Here is a 15,935-nt window from a genome sequence, read left to right on the forward strand (position 1 = left end):
CTTCCGGCACCCCGAAGCTGTCATGGTGACTACGGCCGGCAACACCGCGTCAAGGCGGGAAAGATGCCTTGACCCGGCGCTGCCGGCCGTGTTGTGGCTTCGGATCGGGGTGCGGGGGAGTCTGGGTTCTCGTCGGTGTCGGTTCTCGGGGGCCTCTTGCCTTTGGTGTCGGCTTTTGGGGCGAGGCCGCCCTGCCGAAAAGCCCGGCGTCTCGCGAGCCGAACCCCGGGCATCCGGCCCGCCTGGACCCGCCCTGACCACCGGCGATCACCCGCCGCTCACCGGCCAAGGAGACCCTCCCTGGACTGCCCTCACCCCGGCGCGGCAGGATCTGGGGGAGCTGACGTGGAGGAGGAGATCGTGGCCCGGCGTGAGAAGGGCGGCTTCTGGGTGGGGCTGGCCGCCGTACTGTTCTACCCGCTCACCGGCATCGCCCGGCGGGTTTACGTCGGGGCCGAGAAGATCCCCAGGCAGGGGCCCGCCCTGCTCGTCATGAACCACATCTCGCACCTGGACCCCGTCGTCGACGCCGTCTTCGTGCACCGGCAGAAGCGCGTCCCGCGGTTCCTCTACAAAGAGAGCCTGCAGCGCGCGCCGATCCTCGGGCCGATCGTCTCCGGGGCCGGGCAGATCCCCGTCTCGCGCGGGTCCGCCGCCGCCGGGGACAGCCTCAAGGCCGCTCACCAGGCCCTCGAAGAAGGCAAGATCGTCGTCATCTACCCCGAGGGCACCATCACCAAGGACCCCGCCGGCTGGCCGAAGGAGTCCTTCACCGGCGCCGCCCGGCTCGCGCTGCAGAACGACGTCCCCGTGATCCCGATCGCGCGCTGGGGCACCAACCAGATCTTCAACGGCTACACGAAGAAGTTCACGCCCTTCCCGCGCAAGACGATCACCCACTCCGTCGGCGACCCGATCGACCTCTCCGCCTACCGCGGCGGCAACACCCGCAGCGCGTCGAAGCTGCGCGAGGTCACCCAGGTCATGATGGACGAGGTGACCCGCCTGCTCGGCGAGATCCGCCACGAAGAACCGCCGTCGGCGAAGCCGGGGGACCCCGCCTGATGCGCGCCGACGTCCAGCGGGTCACCGTGCTCGGGGCCGGCTCGTGGGGCACCGCCTTCGCGAAGGTGCTCGGCGACGCCGGGCGCGACGTCACGATGTGGGCGCGCCGCGAACAGGTCGCCGAGGACATCCGCGAGCGGCACGTCAACAGCGCCTACCTGCCCGGCGTCGGCCTGCCGGAGACCATCACCGCCACCAGTGACCCCGAACAGGCACTGGCACGAGCCCAGGCCGTCGTGCTGGCCGTCCCCAGCCAGAGCCTGCGGGCGAACCTCTCGGAGTGGCGCTCGCTGCTGCCGCCCGACGCGATCCTCGTCAGCCTCGCCAAGGGCGTCGAACTCGGCACGCTCAAGCGGATGAGCGAGGTCATCGGCGAGATCGTCGGGATCGACGCGGGCGACGTCGTCGTCGTCACCGGGCCGAACCTGGCCAAGGAGATCGCCGCCGGGCAGCCGTCGGCGTCGGTGCTCGCCTGCGCCGACCACGAACGCGCCGTCGCGATCCAGCGCGCCTGCGCCAACTCCTACTTCCGCCCGTACACCAACACCGACGTCGTCGGCTGCGAGCTCGGCGGCGCGTGCAAGAACGTCATCGCGCTCAGCACCGGCATGGCCGCGGGCCTGGGCCTGGGCACCAACACGATGGCGACGCTCATCACCCGCGGCCTGGCCGAGATGGCCCGGCTCGGCGCGAAGCTGGGCGCCGACCCGCTGACGTTCGCCGGGCTCGCCGGCGTCGGCGACCTGGTCGCGACCTGCTCGTCGCCGCTTTCGCGCAACCGGACCTTCGGCGAGCGCCTCGGCCGCGGCGAGACGCTCGAACAGGCGCAGGCGGCGGCCGGCGGGCAGGTCGCCGAGGGCGTCATGTCGTGCTCGTCGATCCGGGCGCTGGCCCGCAGCGTCGGGGTCGACATGCCGATCACCGACGCGATGCACCGCGTCTGCCACGAGGGCGTCGACCCGCGGCAGGCGGGCGCGGAGCTGCTGGGCCGGTCGCAGAAGCACGAGTGGTCCTGATCTCCCGGTAGCTGGGATCGCTTGACCGGGCCGGCGGAATACGGAACTCTGAGCGCCATGTTCGCGTGCGAGATGACTGAGCTGCGGGGCCTCACCGGTCTCCGCGCCGTCATGTGCGCGTGTCGCTGTTGTCGGTGAACCCCGCCCCGGCCCAGCTCGACACCCTTTTCTCCCGTGAGGACCCTCATGTTCGCCGTTCCGGACAACACCCTGCTGCGTCCCGAAAACCCCGCGCTGCGCCACCCGGTGCGCGTCGCGCTCGAGGTCGCCGCCGACCGCGACCGCTGGAAGCACCTGCTGCGCTACGACCCCGAAGAGCGCTTCGCGACGCTCGTCGAGAAGGACGAGCAGCAGGAGGTCTGGCTGATGAGCTGGCTGCCCGGCCAGCGCACCGACCTGCACGACCACGCGTTCGCCAGCGGCGCGTTCACGCTGGTCAGCGGCCGGTTGACGGAGGCGGTGGCCCGCCGCGCGCCCGGCGGCCGCGCGGTCACCGAACTGCACGCGCTGTCGGCGGGGCAGTCGCGGGTGTTCGGCCCGGGGTACGTGCACGAGGTCCGCAACGACGGCCCGGACCCGGCGATCTCGGTCCACGTCTACCGCGACGCGGGCCGCGCGATGCGCCCGTACCACCTGGACCCGCTGGGCGGCCCGGTCCTGGACTGACCGGCTAGTCCAGGTCGCCGCGGGCGCGGAACTCGCGCTCGATCGCCGCCCGGTCCGCGCCGGACGCCAGCAGTGTGTGCAGCAGGATCCGGGACTTGCGCGCGTCCAGCCAGCCGGCCATCGTCGCGCCCATCGCGATCAGGCTCGACTCCGAACCGTGGAAGCCGTACGTCGACCGCAGCGTCGGGCCCGCGCCCGTCCGCGAAGCCACCACCACCGGCACCTCGGAGACCAGCCGCGAAATCACGTCGGCGGTGCCGGCGGACACGTGGCCCACCCCGGTCGCCGCGACCACGATCCCGCGCACTTCCGGCTGCGTGGCCGCGTGCGCGAGCATCGCCCCCGAGTCGTCCAGACCGGTTTCGACCACCGGGACCAGCCCCGAAAAATCCGTCCCGGTCAGCGCGGGCAGCCGCGGCGGCGACGGGTGGAACCAGTGCACCGCGTGCTCGACGACCATGCCGAGCGGACCCGCCGGCGCCGACGAAAACGCTTCCAGGTGGCTCGAGTGCGCCTTCCGCACCCAGCGCGCCGCGTGGACGTCGTCGTTCACCGTCACCAGCACCCCGCGGCCGCGGCTGCGCGGGTCGGCCGCCACGGTCAGCGCGTTCCGCAGGTTGGCCGGGCCGTCCGGGCTGAGCAGCCCCGCGTTGCGCATCGCCCCGGTGACCACCAGCGGGACGTCCGACGGCCACGTCAGCTCCAGGAAGTACGCCGTCTCTTCCAGGGTGTCCGTGCCCTGGACGACGACGAACCCGTCGGCGTCCTGCCGCAGCCCCCACTCGCGGCACCGCAACAGCGTCGCGAAGTCCAGCGACGCGCTGCCGATGCCGGCCAGCGTCTCGGCCAGGACGTCCATCGGCAGGTCGCCGAGACCGCCGAGCAGGTCGGCCGCGCCGAGCCGCGGCACCGCACCGCTTTCTCCCGGCACCGGGGCCATGGAGATGGTTCCGCCGAGGGTGGCGAGGGCGATCAAGGGCATGCGCCCACCCTATTCAGCCGCCCTTGACCGCCTGGAGCGTGTAGCTCGCCGCGAGCCGCGACGGCGTGTCCGTCAGCCGCCACTCGTCCGTGGCCTCGTCGTGCGTCATCTGCCCGGGAACCGCGTTCCACGGGACGCTGTCGTGCTCGGTGAACCCGGTCAACGCCAGCCCGTTGTCCAGCAGTGCCGTGATGATCTCGCCGAGCGAGTGGTTCCACGAGTGGCTGACGCTGTTCTCCAGCTTCCGGTCCACCTTGACGTACGTCTCGGGCTCGTCGAACACCAGCGGTTCGGCGTGCTCGAAGTACGGGTACCGCGGCACCGCCGGGTTCGCCGTTTCGTCGAGCGACCACAGCATCGGGTGCCCCTCGCGGACGAACAGCCGGCCGCCGGGCCGCAGCAGGCCGGCGACCACCGACGCCCAGCGCGCGGCCGACGGCAGCCAGCACAACGCGCCGATCCCGGTGTAGACCAGGTCGAACCGCCCGGCGCCGAGCACCTCGACGGCGTCGTGGACGTTCGCCTCGTGGAAGTCGATCTCGGCGCCCGCGGCGGAGGCGAACCGCCGCGCTTGTTCCAGCGCCGGTCCGGAAAAGTCCAAGCCCGTCACGGAGGCGCCCAGCCGGGACAGCGAAACCGTGTCCGTTCCGAGGTGGCACTGGAGGTGCACCGCGCGCAGCCCGGTGAGGTCGCCCAGGCGTGGCCGGTCGAACCGCACGACGCCGCTGAGGTGCTCCGGATTCGAAACGTAGGTCTCGAAGCCGTAGTCCGGCGACGCCGCGTGCAGCACGGCGCGTTCGTCCCAGTTGGCCTTGTTGACGGCGAACGAGTCCGTCACGACGTCGCGGCCCGTTCGGCCGCGCTGCGCAGCACGCAGAACTCGTTGCCCTCGGGGTCGGCGAGCACGGCCCAGCCGGTGCCGTCGGGCTTGCGGAGGTCGTTCACCAGCGTCGCGCCCAGGCCCAGGATGCGCTCGACCTCTTCGTCGCGCTGGACGTCCGGCTGCAGGCACACGTGGAGCCGGTTCTTGACCGTCTTCGGCTCGGGGACGCGCAGGAACAGCAGGTCGATGCCGCCCTCGAGCTGGATGCCGCACTCGTCGTCGCCGGGCTGGTCCTCGTCGGGGACCGGCTTCCCGGTGACCTCGCTCCAGAACTGGCACAGCTTGTACGGATCGGCGCAATCGACGGACACGTGCAGGACGGACGACGGCATGGCACTCCTAAGGTCGGCTTGACCCGAGTCTGGCCGAGCTTCCGGACGCGCGCGAACGGATTACGACGCCAGCGACAGGCCCGCCGTCCGGTGCACGCGGCGGCTGTCGTCGACGATGAGGATCTCGCAGTCCGGCCGGTCGGCCGCCCACGTGATGCCTTCGGCGCCCATCGCGAACGCCGCCGTCGCCAGCGCGTCCGCGGTGACCAGGTCGCGAGCCATGACCGTGACGCTCAGCAGCCCGGTCGCCGGCGCGCCCGACCGGCCGTCGAGGATGTGCGAGCCGCGCTCGTAGGCCGCCGACGTCGCGATGGCGCCGTTGCGCGACTCCAGCACCGCGCACACGGCCAAGGGCTGCTCGGGGTGGCGGACGCCGACCCGCCACGGCCGTCCGGGGCGCGGCTCGCCGGCGGTGACGACGTCGCCGCCGGCGTTGAGGCAGAACGTCGTCGCACCCTCGGCCTTGAGCATGTCGGCCGCGCGTTGCACCGCCCAGCCCTTCACCACCGCGCACGGGTCGAGGCCGCGGCCGGGCAGGCGCGCGCGGAACGCGCCGCCGGAGAGCTGCTCGTAGTACGCGCAGAGTTCGAGCACTTCCAGGAGGTCGTCGCTCAGTTCGGCGGCCGTCAGCTCGCCGCGGTCGTAGCGGCTGACCTCGCTGTCCTCCTTGAAGGGGCTGAACTTCGCGTCGACGTCGCGGAACCACGCGAACACGTCGTCGACGATCTCGGCGAAGTCGCCCTCGTCCCGCAGGTCGAGGGAGATCGGCAGGCCCATCACCTGCTCGACGCGCGTGGTCATCTGCTGCCCCGCGCGTCGATGGCCGCCTGCAGCGACGTCTTGTAGGACTCGCTCGTCTCGGTCGCCCCGGTGATCGTGTCGATGTCGGCGTTCTGGGCCTTCATCGCTTCCTCCTGCAGACGCGGCAACGCGGTGAGCGCGCGGCCGTCGTCCGGGGCCTGCAGCAGGGTGACCGCGACCATCCGCGACCCGGTGAACGTCACCTGGACCTGGACGGTCCCGTAGCGGCTGGACTCCGCGGTGCCCTGGGTGGTCACCGTCGCGTTCGCACTGTCCGGAGTGGACGAAGTGGTCGGATCGGCGGGGCTGGTCGACGTCGAAGCCGGCGGAGCGGCCGATGTGGACGGTGCGCTGGTGCTGGGCGGCGCTTGCGCGACGGAAGCGGTGTTGTGCACCGGCCCCGGCTCGAACCGCCAGACCGCGATGAACCCCGCGACCGACAGCGCGACGACGAAAATGGTCTTCTTCACAGCAGGATCCCCCTAGGCCGCGAGGCTGAAGCGTTCGGCGTGGACCTGGGTCTTCGGCACCTTCAGCTCGCGCAGGCTGCGCAGCACGGCCGACGTCATCCCCGGCGGGCCGCAGACGAACACGTCCCGTTCGTGCACGTCGGGCACCATCATGTGCAGGTTCGCCGGGCCGAGCATCGTGCCGCGCGGGCCGACCGCCTGGTCCGGTCCGGTGAGGACACTCACGACGGCGCCGCGGGCCTTGGCCAGCCCGTTCAGCTCGGGCAGCAGCACCGCGTCGGCCTGCGTGCGCACCCGGTAGAGGACGACGACGTGGCCGTCGATGTCCTCCAGCAGCGCGCGGATCGGCGTGATGCCGACGCCGCCCGCCACGAGCAGCGCGTTGGGCCGCTGCTGGTGGATCGTCGTGAAGGCGCCGTACGGGCCTTCGGCGAACACCCGCGTCCCGACGCGCAGGTTGCGCAGCGACGCGCTGGCGTCGCCGAGCGCCTTCGCGGTCAGCCGCAGCGTACGGCCGTCGGGCGCGGCCGACAGCGAGAAGGGGTTGGCCTGCCACCAGCGGTCCTTCGTCAGGAACCGCCACAGGAAGAACTGGCCCGCCCGCGCCGGCATCTTGTCGAGGTTCTTGCCGGTCATGTACACCGAAACCACGTCCGGGGCCTCGGACACCACCGCGGTGACGCGCAGCTGGTGGCGCAGGTTCCGCCACAGCGGGAGCAGGACGCGCCCGGCGAGCACCGCGGCGCCGGCGCCGAGCCAGAGCGACCACCAGTAGGTCTTCGCGGTTTCCGAGCCGGCGAACGACTGGCCCAGCGCGATCTGGTGGGTGAACGCGAGCAGCACCGCGGCGTAGGTGTAGAGGTGGATGAAGTGCCACGTCTCGTAGGCGAGCCGCTTGCGCGCGAACTTCGCCGAAGCCGCGCCGACGATCAGGATCACGGCGAACGCGACCAGCGCGCGCAGGATGCCTTCCAGGGTGTCGGCCATCTCGACCAGTTCGTCGACGACGCCCTTGCTCGACACCTCGGCGTAGCCGAACGTGATGAACACCAGGTGCGCCAGCAGGGTCCACAGGATCGTGAAGCCGGTCCAGCGGTGCCACGTCGTGAGCCGGTCCATGCCGATCCGCCGGTCCAGCCAGGGCAGCCGCGCGACCAGCAGCAGCTGGACCGCCATGGCCAGCGCGCCGTACATGCCGGCGAGCCGGCCGATGCTGATCAGCACGTTCTGCGACAGGCCGGCCTCCGCGAACAGCGCGGTGACGGCCGCCACATTGGCGCCCAGGAAGAGGAAGAGGCCGGATTTCGCGGCGATCCGGGGGCGGATCGCCGGGCGCGTGGCCTCGGCGGTCTGCGTCATGGTGGTCACACGGATCCCCTTCGGTTTCGGTTCACGAAGGTCAGCCTCGCGACGGACCCTGTGGCGAATCTGGGTACCGGCTGTCGGATTCCTGTCGGCCCGTGTCACCGCCTCGCCGCGCGCGCGGGCGCCGGGAGAAGATGGCGGGGTGCAGCCCTCCGAACCCGTGCGCCTGCTCGTCGTCGACGACGAGCCGCACATCGCCGACCTCGTCGCCACCGTCGCCCGGTACGAGGGCTGGCAGGCGGTCACGGCCGGGTCCGGCAAGGCCGCGTTGAGCCAGGCCGCCGAGTTCGGGCCGGACATCGTCGTGCTCGACCTGATGCTGCCCGACCTCGACGGCTTCACCGTGCTCGACCGCCTCCGGGAGAACGGCAGCGCGGTCCCCGTGGTCTTCCTCACGGCCAAGGACGCGACGGCCGACCGGGTCGCCGGGCTCACCCGCGGGGGTGACGACTACCTCGTGAAACCGTTTTCCGTCGAGGAGCTGATGGCCCGGCTGCGGGCGGTGCTGCGGCGCAGCCACGGCGGGGTGCCGGCCGCGGCGCGCGGCGCGGTGCTGCGCGTCGGGGACCTGACGCTGGACGAGGACACCCGCGAGGTCCGGCGCGGCGACGTCCTCGCCGAGCTGACCCCGACCGAGTACGAGCTGCTGCGCTACCTCATGCGCCGGTCGCCGTCGGTGCTGACGAAGGCGCAGATCCTCGACCACGTCTGGGAGTACGACTTCGGCGGCCGGTCCAATGTGGTCGAGCTCGTCATCTCGCACCTGCGGCGCAAGGTCGACGCGGGCGACGGCGAACCGCTGATCCACACCGTGCGCGGCGTCGGGTACGTCGTGCGCCAGGCCAACCGGTGAAGCGCTTCTTCCGCCGGTGGTACGGGGCCTGGCAGCGCACCCGGCTGGGCACCCGGATCACGCTCGGCCTCGGCGCGCTCGCGCTGGTCGTGTTCGCGGCGGTCGGCGTCACGATGGTCGGGATCATGCACGGCTACCTCGACCGGCGGCTCGACGAGCAGCTGTCCAAGAGCCAGAACACCCAGCTGCCGCAGCTGCGCGAGACGCACGGCTCGCCGCAGTCGGTCTACTCGTGGTACTCGGCGCTGTACAAGGTGCGCGACGGTGTCGCGACGCCCCAGCCCGGCGGCCAGCTGCCCGGCGACGCCAAGCAGCTGGCGAAGATCGCCGCCGACGCGGTCGACGGCGACGTCACGCGGAACATCTACCTGCGCGACGACGGGCCGTACCGGGTACGCGCGTGCCCGGTCGACAACGGCTCGGTGCTGCTGTCGGCCGCCCCGCAGAAGGACCTCGACGGGACCGTCCGGCAGCTGATCTGGGTCGAGGTCGGCGCGTTCACGTTCGCGCTGGCCGTGCTGCTGGTCGTCGGACGGCTGGTGCTGCGCCGCGGCCTGCGCCCGCTGGCCGACATGGCGGGCACCGCGCACGACATCGCGTCGCACGACCTGACGGCGAACGCCGACCTGCCGGTGCGCGCGTCGGGCACCGGCGGCGGCGCCGAAGTCGAAGAGCTGCGGACGGCGTTCAACGTGATGCTGGCCCACATCGACACGTCACTGGCGGCGAAGACCGAGGCGAACGAGCGGCTGCGCCGGTTCGTCGCGGACGCGTCCCACGAGCTGCGGACGCCGCTGACGTCGATCCGGGGCTACGCCGACCTCTTCCGCTACGCGGCGGCGAACGAGCCGGCCGAACGGGAGGCGCACCTGGCGAAGATCCGCTCGGAAACGACCCGGATGAGCGTGCTGGTCGACGACCTCCTGCTGCTGGCCCGGCTCGACGCGCGGGCCGCCGAGACCCCGTTGCGGCCCGAGCGCGTCGACCTGGCGGAGCTGGCCGGCGACGCGGTGGACGCGTTCGCGGCCGGGCGGCCCGACCACCCGGTTTCCTCTTCGCTCGCGCCGGCGTTCGTTTCCGCGGACCCGCTGCGGTTGCGGCAGGTGCTCGACAACCTGCTGGCCAACGCCGCCGTGCACACCCCGCCCGGGACCGCGGTGCACGTCTCGGTGGCGGCTGCGGATTCCTTCGCCGTCGTCGAGGTCCGCGACGCCGGGCCCGGGATCGCTCTCGCGGACCAGGAGCGGATCTTCGACCGGTTCTTCCGCGTCGACGACTCGCGCACCCGCGGCAACGGCGGCACCGGGCTCGGGCTGTCGGTGGTCCAGTCCCTGGTGACGGCGCACGGCGGGACGGTCACGGTGGCGTCGGAGCCGGGCCGGACGACGTTCACGGTCAGGTTGCCGCTCGCTCGGTGACGTGCGCCGGCGTGGTCCAGCCGGGGGAGAGGTCGTCCGACGGCTCGGGCTCGCCGAAGACCGTCCGCACCGGGAGGACACCAGCCCAGGCGTTGTCCGCGTCGAGGTCCTCCGGCTCGTCGTCGGGGCCCTCGGCGCGCATCTTCACCGACGCCTCGGCGAGGTCCAGCGCGAGCACGCTGACCGCGGCGAACTCCTTCGCGTTGACCTCGCGCGCGTGCTCCCACGAGCCGGGCGCGAGGTGGTCGGTGAGCACCTTGAGGCCGTGCATCTTCGCGTCGGCGTCGAGCACCGGCGTCGCCTTCCCGAAGATCACCGCGCTGCGGTAGTTCATCGAGTGGTTGTTCACCGAGCGCGAGTAGACGATGCCGTCGAGGAGCGTCACGGTGACGCAGACGTCGAGGTCCTGCGACGCCGTGCGGAGGCTCGACGCGCCGGTGGAGCCGTGCAGGTAGAGCGTGTCGCCGTCGCGGCCGTAGCCGGTCGGCAGGACGAGCGGCGCGCCGTCGCGGACGATGCCGAGGTGGCAGATCAGCCCCTCGTCGAGGACGGCGTGCAGTGCCGAGCGGTCGGTCACGGCGCGGTGCTTCTTGCGGCCGAGCGTGGTGCGGGGCGTGGTGGACAGCATGCGACCAGCGTCTCCCAGCGCAGTGGCATCGGAAAACGGCCACTTCTCGTACACTTGGGAAGTCCACTCGAGGAGGTCCCGTGACTCACGCCGACACCGCGCTCCCGGTCAGCCTCGACCGTTCGGCGGTGACGCCGCTGGCCGTCCAGCTCGCGGACGCGCTGCGCGAAGCGGCCGCTTCGGGCCACCTCCGGGGCGGCGACCGGCTGCCGTCGACGCGGGCGCTGGCCGGCCGCCTCGGCGTCAGCCGCACCGTGACGTCGGCGGCGTACGAGCAGCTGCACGCGGAGGGCTGGATCGCCGGGCGCCACGGGTCCGGCACGTACGTGACGATGCCGCCGTCCTTTTCGGCTTCGGAGGTGCCGGCGCCGGCTGTCCCGGCGCCCGAGGCTTCCGCGCCGTCGCTGCTCGACCTGGGGCCGGGGACCCCGTGGGCGGCCGGGCTGGACCGCGCGGCGTGGCGCCGCGCGTGGCGTGCGGCGGCCGACCCGGATCCCCTGGTCCGGGCGCACCGGGCGGGGCTGCCGGAGTACCGCGCGGCGGTGTCGGAGCACCTGCTGCGCCACCGCGGCCTGGCGGCGGGCTCGGTGCTGGCAACGGGCGGCACGACGGCGGCGGTGGTCGAGCTGGCCGCGGCGGTCCTGGAGCGCGGCGACGTCGTCGCGGTCGAGGAGCCGGGCTACCAGCGCGCGGTGCAGGCGTTCCGCCGCGCGGGCATGCGGGTGGTGGGCGTACCGGTGGACGACGAGGGGTTGCGGCCGTCCGCGATCCCGCCGGGCACACGGGCGGTGTACTGCTCACCGGCGCACCAGTACCCGATGGGCAGCCGGCTTTCGGCGGCACGGCGGGTATCGCTGGTGGAGCTGGCGCGGTCGTCGTCCATGTTGGTCATCGAGGACGACTACGACGGCGAGTTGCGCTTCGACGTGGCGCCGTTGCCGATGCTGGCTTCGCTGGCGCCGGACGTGGTGGTGCACCTGGGGACGACGTCGAAGATCTTGACGCCGACGTTGGGAGCGGGGTGGATGGTGGCCCCGGAGGCGATCACTTCGGCGGTTTTGGCATACCGGGACTTGACGGGGACGCGTCCTTCGCCGGCGGGGCAGCGGGTGTTGTACGAGTTCGCGCGAAACGGGGATCTGGGCCGGCACCTGCGCAAGTTGCGCCGGGAGATGGCGGAGAGGCGGACGCTGTTGGCGGGGTCGTTGTCATCGGCGGAGATCCCGGTCCGGGGCGACGACGCGGGGGCGCATTTGGTGGTGCCGTTTTCGTCGGCCGCGGTGGAGGCGTCGGTGATCGCTTCGGCTGAGCGGCGGGGGATCCGGTTGGACGGGTTGGCTCGGCATTTCGCCGGTCCGCCTTCCGCGCACGGGGTGGCGATCGGGTATGCGGGGTGTTCGCGGGAGGCTTTGGTGGCTGCATTGCCCACGTTGGTTTCTTTGCTGCGGGGAGAGGTTGGTTCGGCGTTGTCCACAGCCTCATCGTGATGTGGACAAAGGTGGCGTGGGCGGTGTCTTTTCGCGGCTTTGTGTGGGTTGACGGGGATACGCTCAATCCGGTGGAGGTTCCCCCTGGGAGGGCGGGGTCTGTGTCGGCGTGTCGGGGGCGGGGCGGGGCGCGGCGGGCCCGGGTGGGATGGGGCAGAGGACCGGGCGGGGTGCGGCGGGCCCGGGTGGGATGGGGCAGAAGACCGGGCGGGGCGCAGCCGGACCGGGTGGGGCGGGGCAGAGGACCTGGTGGGGCGGGGCAGCCGGACCGGGCGGGGCGGGGCAGCCGGACCGGACGGGCGGGGCAGCCGGACCGGACGGCTTGTGATGGAAGATCCGTTCATCGCGCGGACGGCAAGGTTCTGGCGAAGTTGGCGTCCTGGGGCGCTGGAGCGGAGCCCGCGTGTCTTGAATGACTCATTCAGGTCTTGGGAGGTCCTGAATGAGTCATTCAAGACGGTGGCGGGCCGCCGCCGAACAGGCCCGCCGCGACTCTGCCGGAACTCTGGCGCGGAAGCCGGAGACACCAGAGCCGCAAGCGGGAGGCTCGGGGGTAAAGCAGGCATCCGGAAGCTGGGCGGAGCAAGGGCGCAGTGGCCGCGAGCGGGAGGCGCAGGAACAGCAAGCCGGCAGCGCGGGAGCCAGAGGCACAGAGCCCGGCAACAGGCGGGGCGGAAGCCGGAAGCCAGGCGCGGAACCGCGGATACGGGGGAGCCGACCCTCGAGCCGAAGGCACCAAGCCCCCGAGCCGGAACAGCGGCAAGCCACCCCGAGACCCGGACCCACCGGTCCCTCGACCTACCGGACGTCCCACCCCCTCACCGGTTGCGTTCACCGCCCACCCCGCTCCGCCCGCCGCACCGGGCTCGGCTGTTCCGCGAGGTCACCGGGTACGGTGGCTCACCATGAGCGAGAAGATCCGGGTGGCGGTCGTGTTCGGCGGGCGCAGCAGCGAGCACACCATCTCGTGCCTCTCCGCGGGCAGCGTCCTGGGGAACCTCGACCCCGCGCGCTTCGAAGCCGTGCCGGTCGGGATCACCCGGGAAGGCCGGTGGGTGCTCGGTACCGGCGACTCCGCCCAGCTCGCCATCCGGGGCCGCGAACTGCCCTCCGTCGACGACGGCAAGGGCCTCGTCCTCGCCGGGGATCCGTCCAGCCGGGGGCTCGTCGCCGTCGAACCCGGGCGGGAAAGCGAACTCCTCTCGCAGGTGGACGTCGTCTTCCCGGTGCTGCACGGCGCCTTCGGCGAAGACGGCACCATCCAAGGCCTGCTCGAGCTCGCCGGCATCCCCTACGTCGGCCCCGGCGTGCTCGCCAGCGCCGCCGCCATGGACAAGGAAACCGCCAAGAAACTCCTTGCCGCCGAAGGGCTTCCGGTCGGTACCTTCACGGCGCTCAAGCGAAGCCAGTCCACTTTGGACGACGAGGACAAGGCCAAGCTCGGCCTGCCCGTCTTCGTCAAGCCGTCGCGGGCCGGGTCGTCCGTCGGGATCAGCCGGGTGACGACCTGGGACGACCTCGACGCCGCCATCGAGTTCGCCCGCGAAACCGACCCCAAGGTCCTCGTCGAGGCCGCCGTCGTCGGGCGGGAGGTCGAATGCGGGGTCCTCGAGTTCCCGGACGGGCACGTCGAAGCCTCGCTGCCCGCCGAGATCCGCGTCCTCTCCGAAGACGAAAACGCTTGGTACGACTTCGAAACCAAGTACCTCGGCGACGACGCCGAGCTCGACATCCCGGCCAAGCTCGACGACTCGCTCACCGAAAAGCTCCGCGCCATGGCGGTGCAGGCCTTCCACGCGCTCGACTGCCAGGGCCTCGCCCGCGTCGACTTCTTCGTCAGCGCCGACGGCGAACTGACCATCAACGAGGTCAACACCATGCCCGGCTTCACGACGAAGTCCGCCTACCCGAAGATGTGGGAGGTCACCGGCGTGGACTACGCGACGCTGCTCACCACGCTCATCGACACGGCGATCGCGCGCGGCACCGGCTTGCGCTAGAACTTCAGCGGCTTGGCCGGCAGCTTCGCGGCCACCGTGTCCGAGATCGTCTGCAACGGACCCGTCCCGGCGTTGTCCGGCACGGTCAGCGCCGCGTAGACCTCGCGGTCCACGACGTACCACGTCGACGCGCCCTCACCCGGCACCTGCAGCCACTGGACGCCGTTCACCAGGCGCAACGCCGCCGTCGGCGTCAGCTCCGGCGGTCGGTTCAGGCCGCACCGCAGCACCAGCGGGTCCTCCGTGCCCCAGGCGACCGTCGCCGGCGGCGCCGGGGCGGCCAGCTCGCGCACCTTCAGAGAAGTCCCGTTGGACGTCAGCTCCGTGGGCACGGCACCCAGGAGCGTCGTGCAAGCCGCCGTGCCCGCGGCGGGCGCCGGCACGGGGACCAACGGCAGCGGACCCGCGGTGTCCGAGGACGAGCGCTGGGTCAACGCGAAGACGGCGACGGCGACCGCCAAGGCCACGGCGAGCGCGGCGGCGGTGACGAGCACCACCCTGGGCGGGGCACCGGTGTCGGAGTCAGGCACCCGACCACTACACCACTGCTCAGAGGTGGACGACCGGGCAGGTCAGCGTCCGCGTGATGCCCTCCACGTTCTGCACCTTCGCGACCACGAGCTGGCCGAGCTGGTCGACGCTGTCGGCGTCCGCGCGGACGATCACGTCGTACGGTCCGGTGACATCCTCCGAGCTGGTCACACCCGGGATGCTGGAGATCTCGGCAGCCACCGCGGCCGCCTTGCCGACCTCGGTCTGGATGAGGATGTATGCGTGGACCACGGCGCGCCCTTTCGTCGGGATCGATCGGCTCAAGGTAGGAACGTCATCAGCAACGTATCGCCAGCTCATCGAAAAACATAGGGCATCCGACTATCGGTGATCGACCTTTGTCCCGGTAGAGAAAGCAGAGGTGACCGGTGTCACCGAACGACGGAACGGTCGCCGAGACCGGCGAGTTCGCGCTCATCCGCGCCGTCACCGAAGGACGGCGCCAGCCCCCGGGCACGCTGCTCGGCCCGGGCGACGATGCCGCCGTCGTCGCCGCGCCCGACGGCCGCGTGGTCGCCAGCACCGACGTGCTCGTCCAGGGCGTCCACTTCCGGCTCGACTGGTCGCCGCCCGAGTCCGTCGGGCGCAAGGCCGTCGCGGTCAACCTGGCCGACATCGCCGCCATGGGCGCCACCCCGACCACCGTTCTGGTCGGGCTCGCCTGCCCGCCCGACACCCCGCGAGAGGTCGTCACCGGCCTCGCCGACGGCATGTGGGCCGAGGCCGAACGCGCCGGTGTCGGCGTCTCCGGCGGCGACATGGTGCGCGCCGACCAGCTCGTGATCAGCGTCACCGCGCTCGGCGACCTCGGCGACCGCGAACCCGTGACGCGCTCGGGTGCCCGGCCCGGCGACCTCCTCGCCGTCAACGGGCGCCTCGGCTGGGCCGCGGCGGGCCTCGCCGTGCTCGGCCGCGGGTTCCGCTCCCCGGTCGGCGTCGTCAACGCCCAGCGCTGCCCGGAACCGCCCTACGAAGCCGGCCCGCGCGCCGCCCTCGCCGGGGCCACGGCCATGATCGACGTCTCCGACGGGCTGCTCGCCGACCTCGGGCACATCGGCGAGGCCTCCGGTGTCGGCATCGATGTCCGCACCGCCGACCTCGACATCCCCGCCCGGCTCACCGAAGTCGGCGCCGCGTTGGGCGCCGACCCCCTGGACTGGGTGCTCACCGGTGGGGAGGATCACGCACTGGCGGCCACCTTCCCGCCCTTCACCGAACTCCCCGACGGTTGGCGCACGATCGGCGTCGTCACGATGGCCGACTCCGGGATCACCGTGGACGGGAAACCGTTTTCGCGAGAAGCCGGATGGACGCACTGGCGCTGATGCTGTGCCGATGCTTACTGATCCGGCCACAGCCACGGCCGAATGACTTCGTAGGCAGCGTCACGTGCCGCTCGGGCGGCGGCCTGCTTTTG

The 15,935-nt window shown here is 72.1% G+C and carries 17 protein-coding genes; 8 read left to right on the forward strand and 9 right to left on the reverse strand.

Annotated elements, in window-relative coordinates; genetic code table 11:
• Nucleotides 1-345: 345 nt before the first annotated feature.
• The 3 genes from ACERZO_RS36315 to ACERZO_RS36325 all read left to right on the forward strand — a co-directional run bounded on the left by ACERZO_RS36315 (nt 346) and on the right by ACERZO_RS36325 (nt 2,747).
• Complete coding sequence (locus ACERZO_RS36315) at nt 346-1,065, forward strand: lysophospholipid acyltransferase family protein (protein WP_372670423.1); 720 nt, start codon at nt 346-348, stop codon at nt 1,063-1,065.
• Nucleotides 1,065-2,081, forward strand: a complete 1,017-nt coding sequence (locus ACERZO_RS36320; RefSeq protein WP_372670424.1) for an NAD(P)H-dependent glycerol-3-phosphate dehydrogenase — start codon at nt 1,065-1,067, stop codon at nt 2,079-2,081. Before ACERZO_RS36315 ends, ACERZO_RS36320 begins: the two co-directional genes overlap by 1 nt.
• 186 nt (nt 2,082-2,267) lie before the next feature.
• The gene (locus tag ACERZO_RS36325) at nt 2,268-2,747 is read left to right on the forward strand and encodes a cysteine dioxygenase (RefSeq protein WP_372670894.1); all 480 of its coding nucleotides are present in this window, start codon (nt 2,268-2,270) and stop codon (nt 2,745-2,747) included.
• Between the two features lie 4 nt (nt 2,748-2,751).
• Here ACERZO_RS36325 and ACERZO_RS36330 read toward each other — a convergent pair whose 3' ends face one another.
• From ACERZO_RS36330 to ACERZO_RS36355, 6 genes are read right to left on the reverse strand one after another with little or no spacing between them, the layout of a single operon-like run.
• Complete coding sequence (locus tag ACERZO_RS36330) at nt 2,752-3,729, reverse strand: asparaginase (RefSeq protein WP_372670425.1); 978 nt, start codon at nt 3,727-3,729, stop codon at nt 2,752-2,754.
• 13 nt (nt 3,730-3,742) lie between these two features.
• Nucleotides 3,743-4,567: a class I SAM-dependent methyltransferase gene (locus ACERZO_RS36335; protein ID WP_372670426.1), complete on the reverse strand. Its 825-nt coding sequence runs from the start codon at nt 4,565-4,567 to the stop codon at nt 3,743-3,745.
• Complete coding sequence (locus tag ACERZO_RS36340; RefSeq protein WP_372670427.1) at nt 4,564-4,944, reverse strand: VOC family protein; 381 nt, start codon at nt 4,942-4,944, stop codon at nt 4,564-4,566. Before ACERZO_RS36340 ends, ACERZO_RS36335 begins: the two co-directional genes overlap by 4 nt.
• Before the next feature lie 60 nt (nt 4,945-5,004).
• Nucleotides 5,005-5,745 (reverse strand): FAD:protein FMN transferase, encoded by a 741-nt coding sequence (locus ACERZO_RS36345; protein ID WP_372670428.1) that lies wholly within the window; start codon nt 5,743-5,745, stop codon nt 5,005-5,007.
• Nucleotides 5,742-6,215 (reverse strand): FMN-binding protein, encoded by a 474-nt coding sequence (locus ACERZO_RS36350; RefSeq protein ID WP_372670429.1) that lies wholly within the window; start codon nt 6,213-6,215, stop codon nt 5,742-5,744. The genes ACERZO_RS36345 and ACERZO_RS36350 overlap by 4 nt, the downstream gene beginning before the upstream one ends.
• A 12-nt stretch (nt 6,216-6,227) precedes the next feature.
• The gene (locus tag ACERZO_RS36355) at nt 6,228-7,574 is read right to left on the reverse strand and encodes a ferredoxin reductase family protein (protein ID WP_372670895.1); all 1,347 of its coding nucleotides are present in this window, start codon (nt 7,572-7,574) and stop codon (nt 6,228-6,230) included.
• Nucleotides 7,575-7,722: 148 nt separating this feature from the next.
• On the opposite strand from ACERZO_RS36355, the gene ACERZO_RS36360 reads away from it, so the two are divergent.
• Together ACERZO_RS36360 and ACERZO_RS36365 are read left to right on the forward strand one after the other, a co-directional pair.
• Nucleotides 7,723-8,433 (forward strand): response regulator transcription factor, encoded by a 711-nt coding sequence (locus ACERZO_RS36360; RefSeq protein WP_372670430.1) that lies wholly within the window; start codon nt 7,723-7,725, stop codon nt 8,431-8,433.
• Nucleotides 8,430-9,851 (forward strand): sensor histidine kinase, encoded by a 1,422-nt coding sequence (locus tag ACERZO_RS36365; RefSeq protein WP_372670431.1) that lies wholly within the window; start codon nt 8,430-8,432, stop codon nt 9,849-9,851. Before ACERZO_RS36360 ends, ACERZO_RS36365 begins: the two co-directional genes overlap by 4 nt.
• Here the strand turns inward: ACERZO_RS36365 and ACERZO_RS36370 are convergent.
• Nucleotides 9,829-10,479 carry a pyridoxamine 5'-phosphate oxidase family protein gene (locus ACERZO_RS36370; protein ID WP_372670432.1) on the reverse strand — a complete coding sequence of 217 codons (651 nt, stop codon included), beginning with the start codon at nt 10,477-10,479 and terminating at the stop codon, nt 9,829-9,831. The two genes, ACERZO_RS36365 and ACERZO_RS36370, sit on opposite strands and share 23 nt — an antisense overlap.
• 80 nt (nt 10,480-10,559) lie before the next feature.
• Between ACERZO_RS36370 and pdxR the strand changes: the two genes are divergently transcribed.
• Nucleotides 10,560-11,966, forward strand: coding sequence for a MocR-like pyridoxine biosynthesis transcription factor PdxR (gene pdxR, locus ACERZO_RS36375; protein ID WP_372670433.1), 1,407 nt, complete (start codon nt 10,560-10,562; stop codon nt 11,964-11,966).
• Nucleotides 11,967-12,871: 905 nt separating this feature from the next.
• Nucleotides 12,872-13,966 carry a D-alanine--D-alanine ligase family protein gene (locus ACERZO_RS36380; protein WP_372670434.1) on the forward strand — a complete coding sequence of 365 codons (1,095 nt, stop codon included), beginning with the start codon at nt 12,872-12,874 and terminating at the stop codon, nt 13,964-13,966.
• Here ACERZO_RS36380 and ACERZO_RS36385 read toward each other — a convergent pair.
• Together ACERZO_RS36385 and ACERZO_RS36390 are read right to left on the reverse strand one after the other, a co-directional pair.
• Nucleotides 13,963-14,496 carry a DUF3515 domain-containing protein gene (locus ACERZO_RS36385; RefSeq protein WP_372670435.1) on the reverse strand — a complete coding sequence of 178 codons (534 nt, stop codon included), beginning with the start codon at nt 14,494-14,496 and terminating at the stop codon, nt 13,963-13,965. The two genes, ACERZO_RS36380 and ACERZO_RS36385, sit on opposite strands and share 4 nt — an antisense overlap.
• Before the next feature lie 19 nt (nt 14,497-14,515).
• Nucleotides 14,516-14,749: an Lrp/AsnC family transcriptional regulator gene (locus ACERZO_RS36390; RefSeq protein WP_103341116.1), complete on the reverse strand. Its 234-nt coding sequence runs from the start codon at nt 14,747-14,749 to the stop codon at nt 14,516-14,518.
• 137 nt (nt 14,750-14,886) lie between these two features.
• On the opposite strand from ACERZO_RS36390, the gene ACERZO_RS36395 reads away from it, so the two are divergent.
• Nucleotides 14,887-15,843: a thiamine-phosphate kinase gene (locus ACERZO_RS36395; protein WP_372670436.1), complete on the forward strand. Its 957-nt coding sequence runs from the start codon at nt 14,887-14,889 to the stop codon at nt 15,841-15,843.
• Nucleotides 15,844-15,935 lie beyond the last annotated feature (92 nt).

It is taken from the genome of Amycolatopsis kentuckyensis (genome assembly GCF_041679295.1).
GTDB lineage: Bacteria > Actinomycetota > Actinomycetes > Mycobacteriales > Pseudonocardiaceae > Amycolatopsis > Amycolatopsis kentuckyensis_A.